Raw genomic sequence first — 24,219 nt, 5'->3', positions numbered from 1 at the left:
CTTCAGTATATTCAATCTACGCAGTTTGGCCTCTCCGTCGCTAAAGCTATCCTAGCTACAATCTGCGTTCTGGTGTTATCCGTTAGTCTAGATTATGCTTTAAATGTGCCAGTTAAGTTTTTGTTGCGTAATTTTATTTAAAGTATTTGATTTTTATAGATTATTTTTTATTTTTAGACCTAAAGTACGATGTCAGTCTTTTAGTGCTGAGAAATGGCAATGTAGTTTTTTCCCATTGGTATGTAGCAAATTACAAACATTTAAATATTACGGTTTGATCTCTTCCTGATTCCTTCGCTTCATAAAGTGCTTTATCCGCATCTTCCAAACAAGCGGTAGTAGTATGAGGTGAATTTATCTCTTTCAAGCCAGCAGAAAACGTCAAACTAATCTCTTCAGATAGCTGATCACATGCAGCCGTTTTTAGCAGCTTGCGAAAGTCATCGAGCAGTTCAACGCACTGGCGTTCGGTAGATTTATGAAATATGAACAAAAACTCCTCACCACCTAGCCTACCCATGTCAACGTGGTCCGGGAAGATTTGTCGTGCAATATATGAGAAAAGGCGTAGCGCATCATCTCCCATTTTGTGGCCATGGTTATCATTGATAGATTTGAAAAAGTCGATGTCTATCATTGCTATGCAAAATTCATTGGAAGAACTTTCGAGGGTTTCTAATTTCGCATTTAGCGATTCCAGAATTTTGGCTTTTAACAATTTTGCTCGTTGCTGAATTAGGCTACTAGCGTAGACATCATTTATACAGATCTCTGCGAGTGTTAAAGCCTCATTGTATTCGCCCCGTTTTTCTTTCCCCAAGGCATAAAGGTATAACCATTCGTGACGTTTGGCCGCTTATTTATTTTCATCGAGCAGCGATTTCAATCTGGCCATTTCTTTTTCAGGAGATCGATGAAGGGCTTTGATGCCCGCTATAACGTCGTCATTTGGCGCTGCATTCAGCTGGTTGGTAGAGGGGAAAACGGGTCTTGATGTTAAAACGGTGGCAACAAAAATCGCGACTATCAATACGAGTTTAGACATTCAACTCTATATCCTTTGCAGAATAACTCCATTAGCAAAACTATAGTCGCTATTTACGAACTTCGACAATATTGAGTTAACTTCCTGCTGATGAAGTGCTCAATTAACAATGTGAGTAGATAAACGTAAAGCTTCGCCTCTTGTTTTACGATATGTTATAACGTGATTATTCAAAAATTTGGTGGGTCATTTTTGTGAAACTTTCTGCTACGCTTTCTAACGTTAAATTCGGTTTAATTGCGGCGCTACTGATTTCGTTTGGCGCGTTAAATCCAATTCTAGCTGCCGATTACGAAGAAATTGACTGGGTCGCGCTTATGCCCGAGGATGATTTGAGCGCGCTTTTAAATAGGCCTGAGTTTTTAAACGATATTGCCGATGGCTCTGCCGCCGAATCTATCGATGACTTTGCTTCAAAGCAGCTAGAAGATGAACAAGCGCAGCGATACCAACAAGCGTTAGTGTCGACGCGAGTGATAGAGGCGTTTGACGGGAAGGCGATTCGCATCCCTGGATTTATTGTGCCTTTAGAACAAAACGATGAGCAAAAAGCGACGGCTTTTTTCGTCGTTCCTTATTTTGGGGCTTGCTTACACATGCCACCACCGCCGCCAAATCAAATTTTGTATGTTGAATACAAAGAAGGCATTGCAGTTGAGAACTTGTACGACCCTTATTGGTTTGAAGGCACGGTAAAAATAGACAACCACGAAAGCGCACTAGGTACATCTTCCTATTCGTTAGTGCTAGACAGCTTCGCGCTTTACGAGGAGTAACTGATATGAAAAAAACAGTCGTTGCAGCTACCGTTTTATCAAGTCTTATTTCATTTCATAGTACTGCGTGTGAACTACACGCAGGTATGGGAAACATGCAGTTTGGCTTTCAGCACCCCATGATGCAACAGCATTTAGCGGCAGCTAAGGAGCCACTTATTTCGCTCAATATCGACAGAAAGCGAGAAGTGGCTAAGCTTGAGGCGTCAGCCGTTCCGCTGCGATTTACCATTCCTTCGAACTACAAAGAAGTTAGCGTAGATGTGATGGCAAGTGATGGCGTAACGCTACTCTCGCCGCAGCGCTTTTCTCTGCCGTCTACAAAGGGCGAACAAGCCATTAGCTTTCAGGCACAAGAAGAAGGCACGCACGAACTTGTTCTAAAAGTCTATGCGCTTAAAAAGAATGTGCCGGTAACTTACACCCGCAAAGTCAAAATTTTAGCGAGCTAATTGCTAGGGGAAAGTATGAAGCGCAGCCACTTCATTTTACTGGCTTCTGTTATTGCTTTCACTGCATTGGGCGCGCTGGTGGGGCTCGGCCTGAGGGATAAGTTAGGCGGTAAGCTTGATAGCGTAATTGAGCGTTTTTTTGAGAATAACACGGCGATTTATCAAGACAGCCACAGATTAACTAGCGTTCAACAGTTCCAACCCTTATCGTGGGACGCGCTGTTACCCGATGCCGAAAAAGCGCTGTTGGGCAAGACCCAATCGACTCAAAATCCTCAGCAGAATTTACCCCTTCACGAACAGGTATTTCAGTCTATTCAACGCACATTTGACGATGAATACCAGCAAGCGCTAATCTCAGTGAATACGGTTGATACATTTAACGGCAAGTACGTCGAACTCAGCGGGTTTATTGTGCCTGTAGAAGCCAATGCACAGCGTGAAATAACGGCGTTCTTCATTGTGCCTTATTTCGGCGCGTGCATTCATTACCCACCACCGCCACCAAATCAAATTGTGTTTGTTTCGTTGAATAATGCCCACGAGCAAGGCGGTATTAGAGGAATAGACATCCAGCAGGCGTACACGTTCTCGGGTGAGTTTTCTACCGGGTTGTATGAAGACCCTCAGGGCACATCTGCTTACTTACTGGACGTGGTAGAAATAAAGCCCTATTCAGGGCTGGGAAATGGCATTAACAGTGACAACGCTAATTTAACGAACGGCGCGTTCCATATAGAAAGCGACATTCGTTGATTTTACTTTATCAATGGTCTACCAAGAACCGTACATGGGGTTTGGCAGAATAAAAATCTCTGTGCCCACTCGTGGCATGAGCAACTCAACGTTGGCAGATTCTTGGGTTACGCCGCCCACATCTTCAATGTTGTCGCCAATTTGCATGATGATAGTGTGAGGCACAGCCCACGTAGACGTTGCGTCTTTAGACGTATTCGAACATGCGATCTTGCCCTGGGTAAGCTGCATTCTGCGCAAGTCTTTGTCATTAACCATACCTTTCTGGCCTACCGCTTCTTTGTCTTCAGTAGTGCGGCCAACAACACAGGTATTACTCGTGGTAAGCGGCAAACCTTGCGCCAAAAGGTTATTCCACGTGTGACTATCAAGCGCTTTATTGCGATTCGTAATAAGCGCCACCTTGCCATTTCGCGCAACAACTTCATCGATGAAAGCGGCTACACCAGGCACCAGTGTAGCTTCTTCACGTTTTACCCATTCGGCCCAGCTTTGTGAAGAATATCCCAAGCCAGCACTTTCCCGTTCTTTTTGATAGGTGCTATTGTCTAGCACGGTTTCATCAACATCCATCACCACAACATCGCCATCAGCAAAACGCGTAGGTAGCGCTGAAATAGCTTGGCCATACACAAAACTTGAAAGAACAGGGTACTCTTTGCTGCTGGTTTGGTATATCACGGCATTTGACAGAGTGTGTGATTTTACACCAGCAAGCGGGGTTGAGGGCGCAGACGAGCACGCCGCAATAGCTGATACTGCAGCGCCTATGCACGCAGCTTTGCTGATGTAAGAGAGCTTGTTAAGAGATAACAATGTTATTTTCCTTTTATTGTTTCTTCTGCCTACTGGTTTCAACACCCAAATTGTGTCTGAATTTATCGATGAACTGGGCCTGATAATTCAGCAATGGCGTCGTGTGCATGCAGACTTTCTTGATGTTCTACTTTTACACGAAAATAGGTAGCTTGGTAATACGTACTTAACGCTTCATGCAGTCGCCTTACCGAATCTTCTACAAACATTAGGTTTTCAGCATTACGCTTGGCAAAGGCGTGTTCATCTTCACGCTTAACTGCGGTTTGAAGCGGTGTGCCTAACGCGTTTTCTATCAGGTCAATAATACCAATAAAATCGGGGATCTCGTTGTCGCTTAAATCTAGGGTTATATCGGCAAAGGAACGCTGTGCATGCGCCGTGGCGATGCTGGCTTGTTTAGAAGCGAGCCAAGCGCCCATTTCTTCTACGGATAAACCTGTTCCTTCGAATTGCTGCACAAATACTTCTGATAACGCCTTGCGAGAGAGGGAGGCCGAACAAGGACAAGTACTAGAGTACGGTACTCTTAACTTAAGCTGTGCCTCATAACGTTCAGGTGAACGCCTTATACAAAGTGAAGTGGGGTACGATTGATATCCTGACATCCTACTTATGAGCGCCGGACGCGACACGGTGAGGTCAAAGTGTAGATTAAGCTGGGCGTTGTTACTCAGCCCATCTTGAGACTCGATAAGCGCGTTCATTAACGACACAAGTGCCGACTTATGTAAGTCTTGGTTACTCAAATATCTCTGCAGTAGATTGTACAAACGAGACATGTGAATGCCCTTGGCATTGGGGTGATCTAAACTTACCGTTACATCAACCGTTGCTTGGCTGGCTAATCGCTCACCGCGCTTACCTAGCACGTGCAGAGGGATAGCAATGCCCTGCATGCCTACACTATCAATAACAGGAAGTTGCGCAGTGGAATGCTCTGTAGTGACATCGGGAAGTACCGTGTCGGAATGATTAAAACTAGACAAAATAACCTCTGAATGAGACCTCAAAAACGGCTTACATCACTAATAATGCGAGCGTCGCTCGATAAGAATTACCCGCTTTTGAGGTTATGATGAAACTAATAGGGTTGTGATTGGGTGATCTCGCGCTCTTCGCAAATAGGCTTCTGCACGGTCGACCTCAGCCTATAGTTAACCAGGTGCGCACCAACGATAATAAACGACGCGATTACCGTGATTGTTACTTCACCATATTCACCAAGCACTTCGTGTCCTAAGCCTATCCACTCAACAAGCAGCGGACTACTTAAAAGTGTTAGGCCAAAAACGCCAACAAACACTACCCACTTATTTTTGTGATGTAGGTAGCCTAGTGAGAGCGCAAAAACCCCGATGGGCAACACAAAGAACAGCAATATTTGATGGAAGGTTTCATCATTGAGAATTGACACACCTGCCAATGCAGGTATGGAAACTAATAAAATAGGCGTTAATAAACAATGTATTACGCAAAGGGATGAAAGGAGCATAGCGAGCCTGTCTGAAATAAACTGCACTTTTGGCATTGCGCTGCTTCCTTGATATATCGAATTCATAATATGTCCGAAAATTGCTATGGCGCAGCTATAATGGGTGAAGCTTGCGCCTGAGAAAGTAAAAAATATAACTAGCTGCTTATCAGTAACGTTGGCTGACTTGAAGTTATCTCCAGTGCGCCTTGTCCTTTGTTGGTTACCCAAATTGCATTAACATGCTGCAGGCTTGGCCAATGGGGAAACCCTGTCATCTCAATACGCTTTACGGGGCCTTGGCAACTAAGCAAATATGCGACACGAAAATCAGAATGCGTGTTGCGATGCGCATGGCCTTCGTGTTCACTTTCATGCTCGTCATGCTCGTCATGCTCGTCATGCTCGTCATGCTCGTCATGCTCGTCATGCTCGTCATGCTCGTCATGCTCGTCATGCTCGTCATGCTCGTCATGCTCGTCATGCTCGTCATGCTCGTCATGCTCGTCATGCTCGTCGGCGATCTCCCATGGGCTTTCAAGTGTGGTATCGAGTAATTCACACGTATTGCTTAGGGTAAAAATGTCGTCAAAGCGCTGAAAAACCTTTTGCGTTTCTTCATAACGTTTTTTCTCGCTAGCCGTGGATGGCGCGTATTCAAACCCAAGAACATCAGCAGCAGGCAGCTGCAGCACAAACTGCCACTCACTTCCCGCTTGTAGGATTTGTAGTTTGCCTTCGCCGTGAGTATGAGGCGCAGCATGAACAGCGTTGATATCCATCCCAGCCAAGTTTAGTCCGACAAAAGTACTTACCTTAAGAAAAGTTGAAGAGGCGCGTAGCGCTTTTTGTGAATTCTTCCACGTAATAGAAATGGTTTTCATTTTTACCTCTTGCGTAAGCGTTACAATATAACATACCATAAAAATAGATTTGATACATTATCACATTACACAAATTCAGAGGTTAGAATAATGAAACTGTCTCGATTGGCGTTAAGCTTATCGCTTTCAGCGCCTGCGTTGCTATTAGCATCTCCGTCAGTACTGGCACAAACACTTTCTGGCACGGTAACTAATGCAGCCGGAAAGCCGCTCGCCAATGCCACTGTTGAAATTGAGGCGCTAAAGCGTGTTACCAGCACTAACGAGCTGGGGGAGTTTACTTTCTCTGACGTAAAGGAGGGCGACTATACGCTTCACATATTCGCCTCTGGCTTCGCTCACTTACATGAGCACACGCAAGTTCAATCTGACAACGCGGATGGCGCTAACTTTGTCTTGGCGCGCAGTGCTATCGAGGTCATTGACGTGCACGCCACGCCTATGCATTTATCGGTGATGGAATCGGCCACACCAGTAAGCGTGTTATCTGGCGAAACCTTGCGTCGGCAACAAGCAGCCACGCTGGGCGATACGCTAGAAAAATTACCCGGCGTACAGTCTAACTTCCATGGCAATGTTGCGAGCACGCCAATTATTCGTGGACTTAGTGGGCCACGGGTACTGATTACTCAAAATGGCTTGGATGTGAGCGACGTTTCCCGTGTTGGTCCCGACCACGCAGTAGCAAGTGAAGCCTCAACCGCTAAACAAATTGAAGTGCTGCGTGGGCCAGCAACCCTGTTCTTCGGAAGCGGTGCGATAGGCGGTGTTGTGAACGTAGTGGACCAACGTGTGCCCACGTCCACTGAAACGCGCGGTGAATTTGTATTAGAAACGCAAACCGTTAACGACCAGAAGCTTGGAACGTTTAACGTGACTACTGGCGTGGACAACATGGCCTTCTATGCTGACGGTTTTTATCGCGATTCAAATGATTATGAAACACCTGTTGCCCCTGACATTGACGACTCGGATGGCGCCCATGTGGTTGAAAACAGTAACGAAGAATCGAGTGGGTTTACGTTAGGGACCAGCTACTTATTCGACCAAGGCTATGTTGGCGTAGCGGTTGAGCGGTTTGAGCGAGAGTATGGCGTGCCTGGGCACAGCCACGGCGGAGATACTTCGGTATTCGCTGATCTTGAGCAAACGAAGTATCAGCTTTTAGGTGAGTACAACTTTACCAATGACTTTTTGCAAAGTGTTCACTTTAAAGCGGGTTATACCGATTATGAACATGCTGAAGTTGAGGGCGGTTTAGTAGGTACCACTTTTAGTAATGAAACCGAAGAACTTCGCGTAGAGTTATTGCATAAACCCATGGCTGGCTGGCGCGGTGGTATCAGCCTTCATTACAAAGGGAGCGATGTATTTGCTCAAGGCGAAGAAGCCTTCACACCGCCTTCAAAAATGGAGATGTTTGCTGTAGCACTAATGGAAGAGCGTCACTTTGGTGATTTTCTGGTTCAATTAGGGGCGCGAGCTGAAAGCGTAACATTAGACGCATCAAGTGTGCTGTTGCCTGAGCTTGACGCTCACGAGCACGATGATGAACATGATCATGATGAGCATGCCCACGACGAGCATGCTCACGACGAACATGAACATGAAGGCAGCGAGTTCTTACGACAGTTTGAGGTAGAGCAAGAGTTTACACCTATAACGCTATCAGCGGGTGTGGTTTACACTATCAATGAAAGCTATAACGTAGGCGTTTCACTTTCCCGTTCAGAGCGTGCGCCTTCAGCGTCTGAGCTCCTTTCTTTTGGCCCGCATATTGGCACCCGTACCTATGAAGTTGGCGCGCTGTTTGATTTGTCAGAGGAAGACACATTTGTACTTTCTCAATCGCCTATTGATTTGGAGACTGCCAACAATATCGACCTAACCTTCAGAAAAACACAAGGTGATGTTGGTTTTGTATTTAATGCCTTTTATAACCAAGTAGATAACTATTATTTCCAAGAAGAAACTGGCCTATTCGCTGAAAGCGGTCATGACCATGCTCACGATGAAGAAAGCCATGGTGAGGAAGGGCACGATCATGAAAACCACAGCGAAGAAGGGCATGGCGAGCATAGTGACGAATTACCTGTCTACCTGTTTGGTTCGGCTGACGCCATCCTTCATGGTTTTGAGTTACAAGTTGCGTGGCAAACCACTGACAACCTAAAACTCGATTTCTTCGCCGACTACGTTAAAGCTCGTCTTAAAGACGGCGGCGCACTGCCGCGCACTTCGCCCATGCGATTGGGCTCACACGTTGCATACACGTTAGATAACATTCGCGCAGATTTAGACATCACATATTTTGCAAAACAAGACGATATCTCGACGTTCGAGACTGAAACGGACGGCTACACCCTTGTTGATGCTTCAATCACGTACGACATTTCTTTGGGAGATGTTGACTTATCGGTTTACCTGAGCGGTGAAAACCTAACCGACGAAGAAGCGCGCGTTCACACCTCATTTTTGAAAGATATTGCACCACGTCCGGGTAGAAACTTTGCCTTCGGCGTACGCGCTTATTTTTAAGTTCAGCTTATAAAAAAGAATTACTGAAAGGGATACACACATGAAAAATAGATTAGTACTAAGCGCTATAGCCAGTGCACTTTTGCTAGCGGGCTGTGGTGATGCAGAAACCAATATTGTAGAGCTGGACCCTATTGAAGTGCCAGAGGATGATCACGACGACGACCACGACGATCACGATCACGACTCAGATTATGAAATTGAAAGTGAAGGCAGATTGGTTGTTGCCGATGCTGCTTCAAATACGCTCACTGTCTTTGATCTAGATGATAATTCAGTACTTGATACGTTTGCTGCAACCTTTGATGGAAGTAGTGTAAGCGCCTCTGCAGACTATCGCTTTGCAGTAATCAACAGCCGAGCAAACGGATTAACTGAGTTTCTTGATGGTGGATTATGGCGAGAAGATCACGTAGAGCACCTGCACGACTATGAAGAAGCCCCAAGTCTGTCTGGTTTCACACTTGAAGGTAGTCAACCAACTCACGTAGTAACACATGACGGTCAGCTTGCTGTGTTTTATGACGGAAATGCCGACACCAGCATGCCGGCAGCGGTAAAAGTGGTAACTGATACCCAAATTGCCAGTGAAATTACAGAAGTACCTACTTTAGAATTTACTGTAAATATGCACGGTGTCGCGGAACCGCGTGGAGACATGCTAATTAGTACTGTACGTCGTGATGATGCAGAGTCTCGTTCTGCTAACCCAATCTTGCCAGACAGTGTTGCGGTATATCACTGGCATGATGGCGAGTACGAAGAAGAGCAACGCTTTGATGGTGAGTGTGCTGATTTACATGGCGTCGCTCAAAACGAAATCGCTGTGGCATTTGGCTGTAGCGACGGCGTATTAATTCTCAACGAAGATGATGAGGTATTTACCAGCGCGTTTATTGACAACATTGATGGGCTTGGCGATCTGCGCATTGGCACAATGTACGGACATGAACACGCAGAAGCGTTTATTGGTATTGCTTCACAGCACGGCGGTGGCAGCGCCATCTTGGCCAATGTGTCGCCTGTAACTAGCACAATGAGCGTGATTGACTGGCAGCCAGAGACTGACGCTCATGCAGTGTCATACGGTTTCTCAATGGGCGGTGAATTCTTTGTTATTTTAGATGACAAAGGTTTTGTAACACTGCTAGAAGCGCATGAAGAAGACGGTGACACTCATTGGGAATTTGCGCATAAAATTGATGTGGCCAGTGCCAGCGCCGCAAACCTAGCAGAAGGTCAGTCATTTAGCATGGCTGCATCGCAACACGAAGAAGCCTTGTTTGTTGTTGACCCTGTTGCGCAAGCTATCCTTGCTGTTGATTTGGAAACCGAGACCACGGAAACCTTGCTTGAACTGGATTTTGAGCCTGCAGGTGCAGTTTGGCTAGGTATTGCTGAAGAACACGAGCACGACGGTCACGACCACTAATCAGATGTAGTGCTCTGCAAAATGCTAACAAGCATTTAGATCGTAAATGAAGACTAGGGGCATAGCAATATGCCCCTATTTTTGTGAATCTTTCATACCCATTTTACACTCACTCAATTTTTGTTTAGCTGAACTCTCACTCCTTCTGTACCTTATTTAAGAAATCGTCTGGCCCCATTACCTACTTCCGCTTTTAACTCTGAACTCGTGGATTAAAGAGATTCACGCAAAATCTAACAAGTCAGTACCGAAGAAGTTATCGATTACACAGCGCCATTCTCCACTTGCATCTCTTTGCAGAACATAAACGGCGCGCTTACCCTCGCAGGGTAGGGCGTTGGGTGTTGCTTTGGGAACAAGGTAAAGCTTTGCGACGACTAGCGCTACGTCACCGGCTTGTATAACCCGTTCATCTCCGGTTGTTACAAAATGGTCGGGCATGAATTTCTTTTGAAATTTTAGTAAGGCGTCAACACAGTCGCGTTGCGTGGAACTGTCTTCAGTGGTTTGGTTTCGCGTTGAACTAGACATAGGGGTCGCGACCACAGTTGCATCGCTCGCATAACATTGGGATAAGGCGTCTTGATCGCCGCGGTTTACTGCGTCGTGCAACTGTTGTAATACCTGAGATATTGGGTTGTTCATGGCTGTCGTTCCGTTTTTTATTACCGCAAGACGAGCCAATAAAAAACCCGCCTTTGCGGCGGGTTTAGTGAATTCTATATACGCACTATCAAACCCGCCCATTCCTTAGAATAGCGAGAATAATAATCAGCGCAGAGGCTGAAAAAGCAGTATGTGTACTCGTGTTTTTAGGCATAGTATTTAAAAACAGTGTGCTGCTAGTGAGTATTTAATGACCCGAGTATCCTGTGCACAATGAAGAAAGTCAATGGGTTTTTTAGGCGAACAAGTTAGCCACATATGGTCTGGAGGGTTAGCGGTGATAATTGGGCTTGTTGCTAGTTTAGGCTTCAAATATGGTTATGCGAATAGTCGAGCCCTGTTTCAAACATTCATAGATGTCTTCATCAGTAAAGCCACTGTTATGGAGAATTTGTCTAGCAACAAGCTTGGCATCTTTTGTACTATTCCTGTCACTTAATATTTGAAGTGCTTTGTTTAAGTAATTAACTGAAGACATGATAAAAGTCTCATGTGCCATACTTTATTGCTGTTTATTATTTGAACGAATGAAGGTGGGGTTGTGATCACTGAAACGTCGTAAAGGCATCATAAAATATGGTGGAGTTTCAATCTTGAATTTACTTTATAGTTGGTTAACGGCCAATGATGCGTTGTCGATGTCAACATCCATGGTGCTTGTTGTCACATCATTCTTTACGTCTATGATGACAGCAACATTGGGTATTGGCGGCGGGGTATTATTACTTGCTGTAATGGCAGGTACTATGCCGGTTAGTGCGTTGATCCCAGTACACGGTCTGGTGCAACTTGGTTCAAACGGGAACCGTGCACTAATGACGGCAAAGCATATCGACTGGAATATGCTGAAATATTTTTCTCTAGGCGCAATCGTCGGCGCTTTCTTAGCGTCGTTTATTGTGGTTCAGCTGCCGCTCGTTATCATTCAGTTTGCGGTTGCCGCATTTATTTTATTTTTAGTGTGGGGCAGTAAACCCAAGGTACAAGAAATAAGGCCCGAGGGTAGAACATTGGCGGGGTTGGTGACCACATTGGTTTCAATGTTTGTAGGTGCCACGGGGCCTTTGGTGGCGGCATTTGTACACCGAAATAATTACAGCAAAATGCAGATAACCGGCACATTTGCCAGCTGCATGACTCTTCAGCACGGCCTTAAAGCGTTTATTTTTACCTTTGTAGGGTTTTCGTTTGCGCAGTGGGCAGGGCTTATCATCATCATGATTGCCAGTGGTGCGCTCGGCACGTTTTTCGGCTTGAAGGTATTAAGGCGTATACCAGCGGAAAAATTTATGCTGACGTTCAAAATTGTGGTGACACTGCTAGCTCTTCGCCTTTTATGGCAAGCTATAGCATCGTTATAAAAAGGCACTCTTTTTACTTCAGAGTGCCTTTCCAATAGGCTTTATTTAGAATTTAGCGCGTAGTTGAATGCCAAAGTATCGATCAGCATCTCGTGGTATTTGATAACGGAAATTATCACCGCTATAGGTAGTAACGAAACTTTCGTCAGTTAAGTTTTTACCTATTAAGCTAATACGATATGCATCATCGCTGAAAGAGAATGCAACACTTGCGTTTATTATGCCGTAGTCAGGCAATACAGCTGGGTCATTTTCAGTAGCAAAGGCTCCCGGGGCACCAACAAACATTTCGTCCGTGTAGACATATGAACCGTTGAAGATCACGTCCATATTGTCGAGCTCCCAAAAGTACTCCCCAGTTACTGAGTACTTAAGGTCAGGTGAAAAAGGTAGGTCTGCGCCAGCTCCACCTACACAATCAACATCTGGACAATTGAATTTGTCTACTTCTGCGTCTACTTTCGATAACCCACCAGTCAGTGAAAAATTATCGTTTACTTGCCACATGAAGTCGAATTCGTAGCCCTCAGTTGTTACCGAGCCTGCGTTTGTTAGTCGTGTAATGGTTACACCATCAAGGAGTTCTGAGTTATTGGCTTGAAACCCATCGATATCAGTTCTAAAAATTGCCGCGTTAAATACAATATTACTGCTAGCGTATTTATAACCAAGTTCGTAGGCGTCTGAAGACTCTTTTCCAATTGGCAGTGTGTCTGTGTCTGACATGTTATAAAACACATTAAATGCGGGACCTTTATAACCTTGAGAAAAGGTAAAATAAGCCATACTGTTGTCGGTTAAATCGTATTGAACCCCAAGTTTTCCAGAGAGGTCAGTTTCACTGGTTTTTCCACTGTAATCTGTTTCAAACCCACGAACACCAACACCTGTTCGTTTGTATTGGTCATTACTGCGACGATCATGAGAATAACTTACTTCGTCATCGGTATAACGAAGTCCGAACAGCAAGCGGAAGTCTTCAGTAAAGTGATACTTACCATCAGCAAACAGAGCCCAGTTATCGAATTGTGTTTCCATGTAAGCGGTTGCGCTAACAATGTCATTTGAGTTACACGACAAACCTTCGTTAGCAATGAACTCATCAACCTGTTCAGAGGTAGGGTTCTCTACCCCAAGCGTATCTGTTAGGTACGCGCTAATTGCAGCTGGAAATTGGCCAGCATTATTTTGGCAACTAGCATCGCGAGTAAAATTACGCTCTGATTTTTGTGTCCACCAGAATGCACCAACCTGATAATCAAAGTCATTGCCAAGAGGTGAGGCTATGCGAAATTCTTGAGATGTCTGCTTCCAATTTTGAGCGCCAATATCATGAAGTTGGAAGGGTTCGCCGAATACTGGGAACGGTCTGGTACCGGCAATTGAAGTGAAGTCACCTTCCCTGAACTCGGTGTTATCCCAACTTCTGTATGCAGTAATAGAGGTGAACTCATGATCGCCTAACATAGTGTCCACTTGCATAGAGAAACCTGTTGTTTCGTCAAGTGTTCGCGTTTCAAAGTCGTGATCTATTAAGCGCTGTTCTAAATCTAAATCACCTGTGCCGGTGCTATCAGGCGCTGCGGCTGAATTTGGATTGCGACCGCTTGGTGAAAGTTCTAAATCGGCACAACAGCTATCATCAGATTTCATGTTCTCGAAAATAAGAAGAATATCAGTGTCGTTGCTTGCTTCGATGTTTAGTTTTGCGCGAACCCCTTCTTTGTCGTAACCGTTAGTATCTTCGTTGGTAAATACATTTTTGATATAACCATCAAACTCAGACTTTAATACGGTAAGACTGCCGCTTACATTATCAGTAAGCCCGCCGGAAACACTCGTTTTTAAGCGATATTCGTTATCTTGAAACAGCGATATTTCAGCTGTACCTTCAAATTCGTCCGATGGTCGTTTTGTGGTGATATTAACTACACCCGCTGATGCATTTTTACCAAATAGCGTGCCTTGTGGACCGCGAAGTACTTCAATTCGTTCAAGATCATAAAGGTCAACGAATGCCTGACCAGAGCGACCCATAACAACGCCATCGACAACCGTAGATACGCTTGGTTCAGCAGCAACACTAAAAGAAATTGTTCCTATACCGCGAACAGTAATGGCTGAGTTCCGTGTTGTGTTCCCTTTACGAAAACTTACAGATGGTACTAAAGCTTGCAAGCTTTCAATATTATTGGCAAAAGCAGAATTTATCTGGTCTTCTCTTAACACTGATACTGCTACAGGTACTTCGTTTAGTCTTTCAACACGCTTTTGTGATGTAACTGTAATTTGTTCAATCAGATTTTTTTCTTTTTTTTCGCTTACTTCCTGAGCATGTACTGCTGCGCTTAGGCCTACGCATGTGGTAAGTGTAAGTGCTTGAATTATACCTTTATGTACGCGGCTATATTTCAATGACATGATGTTCTCCACTGTTGTATTTGTTGTGTTCAAGTCATGTGTAAGTGTGGTAAATCGAGACGGCAAAGCAGGGCGTGTGTCTCTATCTGGTATCTTATATAAGACATCGGACAGTCAAAATTTAACCAGAAAGTAAAATAAATGCAACGCATTTGTTAAATTTGTGGGGCTGGGGAGTTTTTGCTTGGATTTTTTATTATACAAAACAGTTAATTAAGTTACTTTTTTAATTATCTAATTTTCGCAATAACTCAACTTTATAATAGTTGTTAAGACTATGTTATTTGCCTAACAAAGAAAGTAAGTAATATCTTGTTAGGTCTTATATATGACTAATAAGGCGTAATATTATGACGGGAACGGTTCGTTCAAGAAGCGTTGTAGGGTTTATTGTTTGTATTGCCACAGTGCTTTCTGTGAATACTAGTTTTGCCAGAAATGACATTGATACTCAAAGACCAGATGCTCCTGCTTTGTCTGCATATGGAAAGTACGAGGTAGGTGTTAAAACACTTAACCTTTCCTTCGCCGACCAAATTGATATATTGAGTTTGTTAGAAGCTAAAGGTAAACCTTCACCGCTTCCTCATAAAGATCGCAAGTTAACCGTGGAAATATGGTACCCAGCTGAGAATAGACATTCTCAAGAAATTAAGACGGAAGCGCGAGCTCTAAACGCCTACCTTAGAGACGGTAAGACTCAGGTTCAACTTTTTGGTAAAGCTGTGCGTAATGCCACAGCTATAAATACGGAAACGTCGTTCCCTTTTGTGGTGGTCTCCCATGGATATCCAGGTAACCGATATCTTCTAGCGCATTTAGCGGAAAATATCGCATCTAAAGGTTATGTTGTAGCGTCGATAGATCACACAGACTCAACGTACAGAACTAAAGCTGCGTTTGCGTCCACACTCTACAATAGACCGCTTGACCAAATGTTAGTGCTCGATGAATTCGAAAGAATGTCCCACGACAAGGGCTCGTTTTTGCACGGTATAGTTGATACCGATAATACTGCAATTATAGGGTACTCCATGGGAGGTTACGGTGCTGTTATAAATGCAGGGGCCAAGTTGTCAGATCCTGCCATCAAAAGCCCAATAGCTCCACCTTTTGAATTGCTTGAGCTATATGCGAAACAAAGCAGCAGGGTGGTAGATAGTCGTATTAAAACGGTTGTTGCATTCGCGCCTTGGGGAATGAACCACGGGGTATTTGATACAAATACAATGGCTGAGGTGAAAGTGCCTATTTTATTTGTTGCTGGCTCACAAGATGATGTATCTGGTTACGAAAATGGCGTGAGAGCAATGTGGAAGAGTGCTATTCATATTGATAGAGCGCTTTTGACTTATGAAAACGCTAATCATAATGCGGGCGCGGTAATGCCAGCACCTGAAGAAGCGTTTTTTTTCGATGAGGATTTAGGCTTCAATGTGAGCGAGCACTATACCGATGCTGTGTGGGACAATGTGCGCATGAATAATATTGCACAACATTTTTCTTCGGTGTGGTTGGATCAATACCTTAAGGGGCAGGACAGGTCTGCTTATCTTTCACTGATCCCCTCGTCAAATGATGGCGTATGGGCGCTAGATAAAGAGGGAGTAGCGCTAAAAGAACACACGTATTGGAAGGGATTCAAGGAGAGGACTGCCAAGGGACTGCGCTTTGAGAAGCTAAAAGCTTCGGATAATCCACATTAAATGCAGGGAAAAGGGGCTGTAGCGAACCAGCCCCTTTAAGTTTCGGTCTCAATAAATCACTTTTCCAATAACTAGAATTGGTAGCTCAAACCAAGATGCCACTCTCGCCCAGCACCAGGCACGCCTTCACCTACTTCAACATCGGCATTCATTACACGGTTAATGCCGGCTGTGTGCGGGGCATATTGTTTGTCGAACAGGTTATGAATAGTTGCCGTAACCTGAAGATTCGACTGCGCATTATCAAAAAGCGTTAAAAGCCCCGAGATATGAAATAAACCATAGCCTGCTGTGGGTGCCTCATTTTGAAGTGCCGAGATATGGTTTTGTGCACCTGCTAATTCAGATGTAAGCTGCATCTGAAGCGGCGCATTAAATACCTGAGTATTCCATCGAACTGTTGTTGTTAAATGCTCTGGCGCAATGCGGAACAAAGCATCATCAATGTCATCACGGTTACCATGCTGAATGGTTGCTACTGCTCGCACACTCAAGTATTCACTAAGCTGTCCTTGCACCGTTATATCGGCACCTTTAATAATAGCGTCGGTATTCGTCCACTGAAACGGCGCTGTACCAGCCATCATGGTAGACACCATGTTTGCTGCCATATTCGTACTCGGTGAGCCGGTAATGTAATCTTCTATGTCTTGATAGAAAAGGCGGGGCGAGATGGTCCAATTTTTATAGGTGTAATCAACACCCATATCTAATTTACGCGCAGTTTCATTGTCTAACTCGAGATTGCCTATGTAGTTAAAGCCGTCAGCCATGCCCCCCGAGATGCCAAGTGGCAGCCAGGTGTAACGTTCGAAATAGGTAGGAGCGCGATTTTTCTGAGATATACCGAGCACGATATCAAGCGAGTCGCTCCCATGGTATCGGGTGGTAGCGGCTATATCTAACATGTTGTAGTTTTCGTCACGCTCAGCGGTATTAAAATTACTGACTAACGTAGCAACTGCGGGGTTCATCATCACCATGTTAGACCCCGCTTCTCCGGCCTCCATATTAACGCGGGTGTATCGCGCACCATAAGTAGACGAATAGGCTTCTTTGTTTACTGTCCATTGGGCATAAATACTCGCGGTATCTCTTTTAGCATTAGTAAAGTTATCTACAAAGAACATACCGTTGTTAGGGTTGGTAATAACGGAGTTATTCCGGGCGTGGTGTAAGTAAGCCCCCAATTCAAGCTCGCCAGTATCTAATGGCATAACGTATTTTGCATCTAACCCTTGCGCGATAGCGTCAGCGTTGTTTTCTCGCACCATACCTTCAGACATTATCATGCGCTGGGAAAAGTTATCCATGGCATGTTGGTTACTGTTGCCAAACCAGTTCATAGCAAAGTACTCAGCTTCCTCGGCGTTATAGCGATAACCTAGTCGATACCATGCTGCATCGATAAAACCTATATCCATCGCGAGTGCTGGCGTACCGCTTTCATTGGTATTTAGCTGCTGGTAGCTAGCGTCAAATTGGTGTTTTCCCCATTCATAGCCAAGTCTAAATTTTGCGCCATTTCGCTGATAATTGCTGTTGGGTATAACAATGTTATCACCAGACTCTCGTTCGTCACGCTGCTGATGCATAAACGCGCCACTAACGAAAGCTTGGTCCGTTTTGTAAAGTACATTGCCCTGATATTGTTGCCCGCTACCTGGGGCAATTAAGCTTGCATTTACACTGCCAGTAATACCGCTTCCTAAAGCAAAAAGAGATGCCGCATCGGCGTTAATTCGCAGCTTACCGCCTAGCGTTTGTACTCCAGCATTCACCGGTACTATACCGCGATATAAAGTAGCGGTAAGCCCAGGCTCTGGCAGTACATGAGATAATGGCGAGTCCATTGAATTAGGACCAGCGCCAGCGATGTCGACCCCGTCAACGGATACACCCACTCTATCGCCAAACAAACCCCGATATTGAATAAGGCCTGTAACCGGGCCGTTTCGCGAGATAGAAATACCGGGCAGAAGTGCTAACTGATCGCCAAAGTCCGCGTCTATGTTGGTTGCGGCGGTCACAGCCTCTCGCTCAACTTCTACTGTATTGTCAGTAAGCGAAGAACCAATCACAGTAATCACTTCTGTTGAAGCGCTATCAATGAACTCAGATGTGTTTGCATACACGTGTGCAGATGTGCAGGCAGCTGTTACAGCGAATGCCAATAAAGAATACTTCATAACAATTCCATTAAATAAACGAACGTGTGCACGGTTAAACCATGCGTGTTAAGTGTGTTTTAGGCGTTGTTATGCGAGAGGTGGAGCACGACCTGGCGGAGCCGCAAAGGCAAACGATGTGTGGGGTGCTGCTGCAAGGCGAGACGCCAAGGCGCGATAGCGCACAAAAGATATCACTACCAATGCATCTACAGGTACGTTGTCCATTTGAGGAAGGTCGGCCAACGTGCCGTTGGTACAATCTACGTGCTCAACAGGTGCTTTTAGTAGTTCTGGGCTTATAAATACAAACTCACCTTCAAGCTCTGTTGCGCTTACCGATATATAGCGCATGGTCTTGCCAGTACAGATAAGTTCAATGTCATCGCCCATTAACCCACGAGCATGCTGCATAGTATGCGAAGCAAGGCCCAGTGCTAATGCATTTTGCAAGAGCATACAAAGGCAGAGTGTTAAGGCTGTCAGGTGTTTAATCGACATTGTTTATCTTTTTACGTTGCGCATTTTTATCATAGCCTGCGATGGATGGGTATTTCCACATGTTAATTAATTTCTTTAACACCGGCTTTTTTCAGTTTTCGGTAAAGCGTGCGGGTACTTACGCCTAGTGCGTCTGCGAGGCTGTTTATATCGCCTCTAAAGGTGCTTGCTACCTGAGCGAGATAAGCATCTTCTACCTCTTCGAGAGTCATAACATCCTTGCCAAGATTAACTCCGTTTGTTGTTAGTGGGTATTTATCACCTATACCCTCCATTAAAGCGTTATCCTCGCCGGTGAAATTGTCTAAGACTGGGAGGTCCGACTCGTAGATCACGGTCTCATCGGCAAGTAATACTGCTTGATCAACGATGTTGCGCAACTCGCGAATATTACCCGGAAAGGCGTAGCTGCTTAATTTTTCGAGGGCTTTTTTATGGAAACGCTTTTTCTCATGGGATTGGGCCAAAAAGTGCGTTGCAATTAGCGCAATATCTGACCTTCTCTCTCGCAAGGACGGAAGGTTGATAGGAAAGCCAGCAATTCGATAGTAAAGGTCACGCCGAAACTCCCCCTTTTCTACCATTTGCTTTAAGTTTTTATGCGATGCACACACCAATCTAAAATTGGCTTTCTTCGAAACTACGCTTCCCACAGGACGGTAAGTCTGGGTTTCAAAAAGCCTGAGTAGTTTAACCTGCATGGCGAGGGGAATATCGCCTACTTCGTCGAAAAATAGAGTGCCACCCTCTGCCGCCTCTACCAGTCCTTTTTTATTGGTGGTCGCGCCGGTGAACGCGCCTTTTTCATAGCCAAATAACTCGCTTTCAAGCAAAGCATCAGACAACCCAGTGCATTCAATTACAACAAAAGGTTTTTCAGCCCGATGGCTACTTGAGTGTAGAGCCTGAGACACCAGTTCTTTACCGGTTCCGGTTTCACCAAACAGTAAAACAGATATGTCTGAGTTTGCAGCGCGGTTGATTTTATTCAGCATCGTTTTAAATGCTTCTGACTCGCCAATCATTTTTCCAGCAGAGGGGCGGTTAGACGCAAAGGCAAGCTTATCTAGAATTTCCAGATAACCTATTAAATCCCCGTGACCGTCGAAGATAGGTCGCATCAGAATGTCGCAGTAGCTTTGGCCCTCGCTGGTGGTATGGATATGCACCACACTAGCTGCTCGGCCCGACTTTTTACTTTCCTGCATAGGGCACTGCTCGCCGCATTGGTCACAGGGCTTATTGTTTCGATGAGATACCTGATAACAGGTGCTATAACCGAGCTTGATATCGACAGGATAAGTATCTCTGTAAGGCGCATTGACCGCCTCAATAATGTAGTTTTGATTGATGAAAATAGCGGGTTTATCTATTGCATCTATCATTGCTTGTACAATTGATATGTTCATTGTCAGCGTATTAGTTAATGCTACTTTTATCTTGCCAACTTAACATATTGGCATAGAGCTTGTTGATTGTTTTAGTTGAATCACAATGCCTGAGTGCAAATACGTCCGTCAATAGGAGAGTTAAACAATGAAAGAACGCATCTTTTTAATTGCGTTGGGGTTAGCCGTAAGCGCCGGGTGCCCTTTCGCTAATGCACAAACCAACGAGCTAGCTGAAAGCGATGAGCACGCAAAAGTGAAGCAGGCAAGAGTTCACGCTAAAGCCCTTGGTGGCGCGCTTAAATCTAGACTAAAACAGGCAATTCAGTCTGGCGGTTTGGAAGCAGGTGTAGAAGAGTGTCAGTTGGCCGCAGAGCCTATCGCCGAAAGTCTTAGCCAAAATGGGTGGGAAGTAGGGCGCACTGCGCTAAAAGTGAGAAACCCGAATAACGCGCCAGAAGAGTGGGAGCGCGAGCAGCTAGCCCTTTTCGCCTCTCTATTAGAAAAGACTGAGCTAGAGGGTAAGCAGCCACCCATGCCCATGGATACCTATAAGTATGACAGCGACAGTGGCGAGTTCCGGTACATGATGGCTATTCAACAAGGCCAAGTTTGTATGGCGTGTCACGGCGCCCAAGTTGCACCTTCAGTAAAGGAAACCATTTTAAAACATTACCCTAAGGATGAGGCCACTGGGTTTAAACTTGGTGAATTGCGCGGCGCGTTTACGCTGACTTATTCTGGGCAGTAACTTAAGTTAATTTTGTATCAGCTAATATAAAAGCTCTTTACTCAACCATTTTAAACAAGGCTACGACGCCCCCTCTTCTTTTTTATATGTGTCAATTTTGTCGCTGATAATGACAAAATTGGCGCAAAATTCATATTAGATCCTTGCGATGGATCAAAGTGCACAACTTTTCGCCATGGAATAATTGACCCGCACAGTACGAATAGACTGTCATTCATCAGTTGCTGATTCAGATTAGCGAGAAAAGTGATGAATGGCACAAACCATGCTCTAGCTGTGATGAATGTTCATGTGACAACCACTGAATAACCAATAAATTTATTTAAGGTCAAGCGCTTATCGCGCAAGAGAGACGAGGGAGATAACCCATGAGCGATACGTTAATAGAACTATCGCGGTGGCAATTTGCATTAACTGCGATGTTCCACTTTATTTTTGTACCCTTAACACTAGGGCTAAGCTTTCTACTTGCTATCATGGAGTCGGTCTATGTGATGACAGGTAAAGAGATATACAAGCAAATGACCCAGTTTTGGGGAAAGCTGTTTGGTATTAACTTTGCCATTGGGGTCGCCACAGGCTTAACCATGGAATTCCAGTTTGGCATGAACTGGTCATATTATTCCCACTATGTCGGCGATATCTTTGGCGCGCCTTTGGCTATTGAAGGGCTTATGGCTTTCTTCTTGGAGTCTACCTTCGTGGGCCTGTTCTTTTTTGGCTGGGACAAAATGTCTAAGGTGAAGCACCTTATGGCTACTTGGTTAGTTGCCATTGGTTCTAACTTCTCAGCACTTTGGATCCTAATCGCTAATGGTTGGATGCAATATCCAGTAGGCGCTGAATTTAACTTTGAAGCGATGCGTATGGAAATGACCAGCTTCGCTGACGTTATTTTTAACCCTGTAGCACAGGTTAAATTCGTTCATACGGTTTCAGCAGGTTACGTGACCGGCGCCATGTTTGTGTTGGCAATTTCTAGCTACTATCTACTAAACCACAAGCATATTGCGTTTGCCCGTCGTTCGTTTGCGATTGCAGCCAGCTTTGGCCTAGCTTCAACTTTGTCAGTAATTGTTTTAGGTGACGAAAGTGGCTATGAACTTGGTGACGTGCAAAAAGTGAAATTAGCTGCTGTTGAGGCTGAATACGAGACGCATCCCGCGCCAGCACCGTTCACTGTTTTTGGTATACCTAACGATGAAAAAGAAGAAACCGAATACGCCCTTCAGATTCCTTGGGCAATGGGCATCATTGCTACTCGCTCTTTAACCGAAGAAGTGAAAGGTATTAAGGATCTTAAAGAAGATAATCGTGAGCGTATTTTAAACGGCATCAAAGCTTATGAAGTGCTTGATGATGTAAGAAATGGTACTGCAACAGCTGAGCAGCGCGCAGCCTTTGAAGCCAACAAAGACAGTCTTGGCTACGCCATGCTGCTTGAGCCCTACACAGACGATGTGTCAAACCCATCAGAAACGGCCATTCAACAAGCCGTTGACTACAGCATTCCACCGGTGGCCCCGCTATTTTGGAGTTTCCGAATCATGGTTGCCGCAGGCTTTATTATGCTTGCTCTGTTCTTGTGTGCATTTTATTACAGCACAAAACATAAAATCACCAAGCCTCGCTGGCTACTAAGAGGCGCTCTCTATGGTTTGCCACTTCCTTGGGTGGCCTGTGAAGCTGGCTGGTTCGTTGCTGAATATGGTCGTCAGCCATGGTCTATTGCAGAAGTACTGCCGGTGCATACCTCGGTGTCTAACTTGGCGATTAGCGATGTGGTAACCACTATTGTTGCCTATACCGTCTTCTACACAGCAATGTTCATCATTGGCTTTTACCTAATGAAAAAATTCGCGAAGAAAGGTCCTGTGCCTCCGGAAGATACAAAGACTGAAACTGAGCTTGATCTTATTGACCTTGATGAGCAAGGAGCAAAAGCATGATTGATTATGAACTGTTACGCGTCATTTGGTGGTGCTTAGTTGGCGTGCTGCTAATTGGGTTCGCCGTAACTGATGGCTTCGACTTAGGGGTGGGCGCATTGCTTACCCTTATAGGGAAAAATGACAAAGAACGTCGTGTGATGATTAACACCGTTGGGCCTCACTGGGACGGAAATCAGGTGTGGTTTATAACGGCAGGTGGTGCCATCTTTGCGGCGTGGCCAATGATTTATGCTACGGCGTTTTCGGGCTTTTACCTTGCTTTAGCGCTAACGTTAATTGCCTTATGGATGCGTCCTATTGGTTTTGATTACCGCAGTAAATTACCTAACCCACAGTGGCGCAAAGCTTGGGACTGGGCGCTATTTGCTGGTGGCATTATTCCGTCGCTCATCTTTGGCGTGGCGTTTGGTAACCTGTTATTAGGTGTGCCTTTCGAGCTAGATAGTACCCTTAAATCAACGTATACAGGTTCGTTCTTTGGTTTGCTAACGCCTTTCGCCCTGGTGAGCGGATTACTGTCAGTAGCTATTTTACTTAACCACGGTGCAACCTGGTTACAAATGAAAACCGATGGATTTATTGAAGTTAGAGCCCGCGCTGTGTCAGTAGTATTGAGCCTTGTAGGCGTAGCCTTGTTTGTTATTGCAGGTTTTTGGGTAGCATTTGGGTTAGATGGCTTTGTGATTACCTCTGCAATAGACACTATTGCTACATCGAACCCGCTTAAGAAAGAGGTAGCGATTGAAGCGGGCGCTTGGATGAGCAATTACAGCAAATATCCTTTCATGGTAATAGCCCCTGTATTAGGTGTAGTAGCTGGTCTTGCCTGCGCGCTCTTCTCTAAGAAAGGCAATCCGGGTATGGCGTTCGTATCAAGTGCACTGTTTATCACTGGCGTAATTTTAACGGCGGGCTTTTCAATGTTCCCGTTCTTAATGCCTAGCATCACAATGCCAGAAGCTAGCCTTACCGTATGGGATGCAACATCTAGTCACATGACGCTAAACGTTATGTTCATCGTTGCCTGTATCTTTGTGCCCATTGTACTGAGCTACACCGCTTATAGCTTTTACGTGATGCGTGGTCGTATCAAAAATGATGACCTCGACCAATCTCACACTATCTATTAAGG

General features: G+C 44.9%; 22 protein-coding genes. 10 read left to right on the top strand and 12 right to left on the bottom strand.

Annotation, left to right across the window (positions count from 1 at the left end; translation table 11 throughout):
* Window positions 1–250: 250 nt before the first annotated feature.
* Entirely contained in the window at window positions 251–718 is a 468-nt protein-coding gene (locus ACM0P2_RS18720; protein WP_419226989.1) for a GGDEF domain-containing protein, read from the bottom strand.
* 138 nt (window positions 719–856) lie between these two features.
* Window positions 857–1,045 carry a hypothetical protein gene (locus ACM0P2_RS18715; RefSeq protein ID WP_419226988.1) on the bottom strand — a complete coding sequence of 63 codons (189 nt, stop codon included), beginning with the start codon at window positions 1,043–1,045 and terminating at the stop codon, window positions 857–859.
* 194 nt (window positions 1,046–1,239) lie between these two features.
* Between ACM0P2_RS18715 and ACM0P2_RS18710 the strand changes: the two genes are divergently transcribed.
* From ACM0P2_RS18710 to ACM0P2_RS18700, 3 genes are read left to right on the top strand one after another with little or no spacing between them, the layout of a single operon-like run.
* The gene (locus ACM0P2_RS18710) at window positions 1,240–1,821 is read left to right on the top strand and encodes a DUF3299 domain-containing protein (protein WP_419226987.1); all 582 of its coding nucleotides are present in this window, start codon (window positions 1,240–1,242) and stop codon (window positions 1,819–1,821) included.
* 5 nt (window positions 1,822–1,826) lie between these two features.
* A complete protein-coding gene (locus tag ACM0P2_RS18705; RefSeq protein WP_159119791.1) occupies window positions 1,827–2,273 on the top strand; it encodes a hypothetical protein in 447 nt (148 codons plus the stop codon).
* A gap of 15 nt (window positions 2,274–2,288) precedes the next feature.
* Window positions 2,289–3,029, top strand: a complete 741-nt coding sequence (locus tag ACM0P2_RS18700) for a DUF3299 domain-containing protein (RefSeq protein WP_159119790.1) — start codon at window positions 2,289–2,291, stop codon at window positions 3,027–3,029.
* An 18-nt stretch (window positions 3,030–3,047) separates the two neighbouring features.
* On the opposite strand, the gene ACM0P2_RS18695 is transcribed toward ACM0P2_RS18700, so the two are convergent.
* From ACM0P2_RS18695 to ACM0P2_RS18680, 4 genes are all read right to left on the bottom strand, one after another.
* The gene (locus ACM0P2_RS18695; RefSeq protein ID WP_419226986.1) at window positions 3,048–3,845 is read right to left on the bottom strand and encodes a 5'-nucleotidase, lipoprotein e(P4) family; all 798 of its coding nucleotides are present in this window, start codon (window positions 3,843–3,845) and stop codon (window positions 3,048–3,050) included.
* Window positions 3,846–3,907: 62 nt separating this feature from the next.
* Window positions 3,908–4,834 (bottom strand): GTP cyclohydrolase FolE2, encoded by a 927-nt coding sequence (gene folE2 / locus ACM0P2_RS18690; RefSeq protein ID WP_419226985.1) that lies wholly within the window; start codon window positions 4,832–4,834, stop codon window positions 3,908–3,910.
* 95 nt (window positions 4,835–4,929) lie between these two features.
* Window positions 4,930–5,406, bottom strand: coding sequence for a MerC domain-containing protein (locus ACM0P2_RS18685; RefSeq protein ID WP_419226984.1), 477 nt, complete (start codon window positions 5,404–5,406; stop codon window positions 4,930–4,932).
* Window positions 5,407–5,477: 71 nt separating this feature from the next.
* Window positions 5,478–6,203 (bottom strand): ZrgA family zinc uptake protein, encoded by a 726-nt coding sequence (locus ACM0P2_RS18680; protein WP_419226983.1) that lies wholly within the window; start codon window positions 6,201–6,203, stop codon window positions 5,478–5,480.
* Between the two features lie 90 nt (window positions 6,204–6,293).
* On the opposite strand from ACM0P2_RS18680, the gene ACM0P2_RS18675 reads away from it, so the two are divergent.
* Window positions 6,294–8,741, top strand: coding sequence for a TonB-dependent receptor (locus tag ACM0P2_RS18675; RefSeq protein WP_419226982.1), 2,448 nt, complete (start codon window positions 6,294–6,296; stop codon window positions 8,739–8,741).
* Window positions 8,742–8,781: 40 nt separating this feature from the next.
* Entirely contained in the window at window positions 8,782–10,173 is a 1,392-nt protein-coding gene (locus ACM0P2_RS18670) for a 5-methyltetrahydrofolate--homocysteine methyltransferase (protein ID WP_159119786.1), read from the top strand.
* 222 nt (window positions 10,174–10,395) lie between these two features.
* Here the strand turns inward: ACM0P2_RS18670 and ACM0P2_RS18665 are convergent, their stop codons facing one another.
* Entirely contained in the window at window positions 10,396–10,818 is a 423-nt protein-coding gene (locus ACM0P2_RS18665) for a YybH family protein (protein WP_419226981.1), read from the bottom strand.
* 322 nt (window positions 10,819–11,140) lie between these two features.
* A complete protein-coding gene (locus ACM0P2_RS18660) occupies window positions 11,141–11,338 on the bottom strand; it encodes a hypothetical protein (protein WP_419226980.1) in 198 nt (65 codons plus the stop codon).
* 94 nt (window positions 11,339–11,432) lie between these two features.
* On the opposite strand from ACM0P2_RS18660, the gene ACM0P2_RS18655 reads away from it, so the two are divergent.
* Window positions 11,433–12,200, top strand: coding sequence for a sulfite exporter TauE/SafE family protein (locus ACM0P2_RS18655; protein ID WP_419226979.1), 768 nt, complete (start codon window positions 11,433–11,435; stop codon window positions 12,198–12,200).
* A 45-nt stretch (window positions 12,201–12,245) separates the two neighbouring features.
* Here the strand turns inward: ACM0P2_RS18655 and ACM0P2_RS18650 are convergent, their stop codons facing one another.
* Window positions 12,246–14,621: a TonB-dependent receptor gene (locus ACM0P2_RS18650; RefSeq protein ID WP_159119783.1), complete on the bottom strand. Its 2,376-nt coding sequence runs from the start codon at window positions 14,619–14,621 to the stop codon at window positions 12,246–12,248.
* Between the two features lie 350 nt (window positions 14,622–14,971).
* On the opposite strand from ACM0P2_RS18650, the gene ACM0P2_RS18645 reads away from it, so the two are divergent.
* Entirely contained in the window at window positions 14,972–16,327 is a 1,356-nt protein-coding gene (locus tag ACM0P2_RS18645) for an alpha/beta hydrolase family protein (protein ID WP_159119782.1), read from the top strand.
* 71 nt (window positions 16,328–16,398) lie between these two features.
* Here ACM0P2_RS18645 and ACM0P2_RS18640 read toward each other — a convergent pair whose 3' ends face one another.
* From ACM0P2_RS18640 to ACM0P2_RS18630, 3 genes are all read right to left on the bottom strand, one after another.
* Window positions 16,399–18,516 (bottom strand): TonB-dependent receptor plug domain-containing protein, encoded by a 2,118-nt coding sequence (locus ACM0P2_RS18640; protein ID WP_419226978.1) that lies wholly within the window; start codon window positions 18,514–18,516, stop codon window positions 16,399–16,401.
* A 69-nt stretch (window positions 18,517–18,585) separates the two neighbouring features.
* Window positions 18,586–18,996 carry a hypothetical protein gene (locus ACM0P2_RS18635; protein ID WP_159119780.1) on the bottom strand — a complete coding sequence of 137 codons (411 nt, stop codon included), beginning with the start codon at window positions 18,994–18,996 and terminating at the stop codon, window positions 18,586–18,588.
* 62 nt (window positions 18,997–19,058) lie between these two features.
* Window positions 19,059–20,381 carry a sigma-54 interaction domain-containing protein gene (locus tag ACM0P2_RS18630; protein WP_159119835.1) on the bottom strand — a complete coding sequence of 441 codons (1,323 nt, stop codon included), beginning with the start codon at window positions 20,379–20,381 and terminating at the stop codon, window positions 19,059–19,061.
* A gap of 151 nt (window positions 20,382–20,532) precedes the next feature.
* Here ACM0P2_RS18630 and ACM0P2_RS18625 point away from each other — a divergent pair, with 151 nt between their 5' ends.
* The 3 genes from ACM0P2_RS18625 (at window position 20,533) to cydB (ending at window position 24,217) form a co-directional block, all read left to right on the top strand.
* Window positions 20,533–21,135: a Tll0287-like domain-containing protein gene (locus ACM0P2_RS18625; RefSeq protein ID WP_159119779.1), complete on the top strand. Its 603-nt coding sequence runs from the start codon at window positions 20,533–20,535 to the stop codon at window positions 21,133–21,135.
* Between the two features lie 368 nt (window positions 21,136–21,503).
* Window positions 21,504–23,084, top strand: coding sequence for a cytochrome ubiquinol oxidase subunit I (locus tag ACM0P2_RS18620; protein WP_105932601.1), 1,581 nt, complete (start codon window positions 21,504–21,506; stop codon window positions 23,082–23,084).
* Window positions 23,081–24,217: a cytochrome d ubiquinol oxidase subunit II gene (gene cydB, locus ACM0P2_RS18615; RefSeq protein WP_159119778.1), complete on the top strand. Its 1,137-nt coding sequence runs from the start codon at window positions 23,081–23,083 to the stop codon at window positions 24,215–24,217. The genes ACM0P2_RS18620 and cydB overlap by 4 nt, the downstream gene beginning before the upstream one ends.
* Window positions 24,218–24,219: the final 2 nt, after the last annotated feature.

The sequence above is a fragment of the Alteromonas sp. OM2203 genome (assembly GCF_048517045.1).
Lineage (GTDB): Bacteria > Pseudomonadota > Gammaproteobacteria > Enterobacterales > Alteromonadaceae > Alteromonas > Alteromonas gracilis.
This window is presented reverse-complemented; position numbering and strand designations above follow the sequence as displayed.

Bases quoted from the DNA above. Each gene is read 5' to 3' on its own strand.
- ACM0P2_RS18715 (WP_419226988.1), bottom strand. From the start codon at position 1,045: ATGTCTAAACTCGTATTGATAGTCGCGATTTTTGTTGCCACCGTTTTA.
- ACM0P2_RS18705 (WP_159119791.1), top strand. From the start codon at position 1,827: ATGAAAAAAACAGTCGTTGCAGCTACCGTTTTATCAAGTCTTATTTCA.
- ACM0P2_RS18700 (WP_159119790.1), top strand. From the start codon at position 2,289: ATGAAGCGCAGCCACTTCATTTTACTGGCTTCTGTTATTGCTTTCACT.
- ACM0P2_RS18685 (WP_419226984.1), bottom strand. From the start codon at position 5,406: ATGAATTCGATATATCAAGGAAGCAGCGCAATGCCAAAAGTGCAGTTT.
- ACM0P2_RS18680 (WP_419226983.1), bottom strand. From the start codon at position 6,203: ATGAAAACCATTTCTATTACGTGGAAGAATTCACAAAAAGCGCTACGC.
- ACM0P2_RS18675 (WP_419226982.1), top strand. From the start codon at position 6,294: ATGAAACTGTCTCGATTGGCGTTAAGCTTATCGCTTTCAGCGCCTGCG.
- ACM0P2_RS18670 (WP_159119786.1), top strand. From the start codon at position 8,782: ATGAAAAATAGATTAGTACTAAGCGCTATAGCCAGTGCACTTTTGCTA.
- ACM0P2_RS18665 (WP_419226981.1), bottom strand. From the start codon at position 10,818: ATGAACAACCCAATATCTCAGGTATTACAACAGTTGCACGACGCAGTA.
- ACM0P2_RS18660 (WP_419226980.1), bottom strand. From the start codon at position 11,338: ATGGCACATGAGACTTTTATCATGTCTTCAGTTAATTACTTAAACAAA.
- ACM0P2_RS18650 (WP_159119783.1), bottom strand. From the start codon at position 14,621: ATGTCATTGAAATATAGCCGCGTACATAAAGGTATAATTCAAGCACTT.
- ACM0P2_RS18645 (WP_159119782.1), top strand. From the start codon at position 14,972: ATGACGGGAACGGTTCGTTCAAGAAGCGTTGTAGGGTTTATTGTTTGT.
- ACM0P2_RS18640 (WP_419226978.1), bottom strand. From the start codon at position 18,516: ATGAAGTATTCTTTATTGGCATTCGCTGTAACAGCTGCCTGCACATCT.
- ACM0P2_RS18635 (WP_159119780.1), bottom strand. From the start codon at position 18,996: ATGTCGATTAAACACCTGACAGCCTTAACACTCTGCCTTTGTATGCTC.
- ACM0P2_RS18630 (WP_159119835.1), bottom strand. From the start codon at position 20,381: ATGATAGATGCAATAGATAAACCCGCTATTTTCATCAATCAAAACTAC.
- ACM0P2_RS18625 (WP_159119779.1), top strand. From the start codon at position 20,533: ATGAAAGAACGCATCTTTTTAATTGCGTTGGGGTTAGCCGTAAGCGCC.
- ACM0P2_RS18620 (WP_105932601.1), top strand. From the start codon at position 21,504: ATGAGCGATACGTTAATAGAACTATCGCGGTGGCAATTTGCATTAACT.
- cydB (WP_159119778.1), top strand. From the start codon at position 23,081: ATGATTGATTATGAACTGTTACGCGTCATTTGGTGGTGCTTAGTTGGC.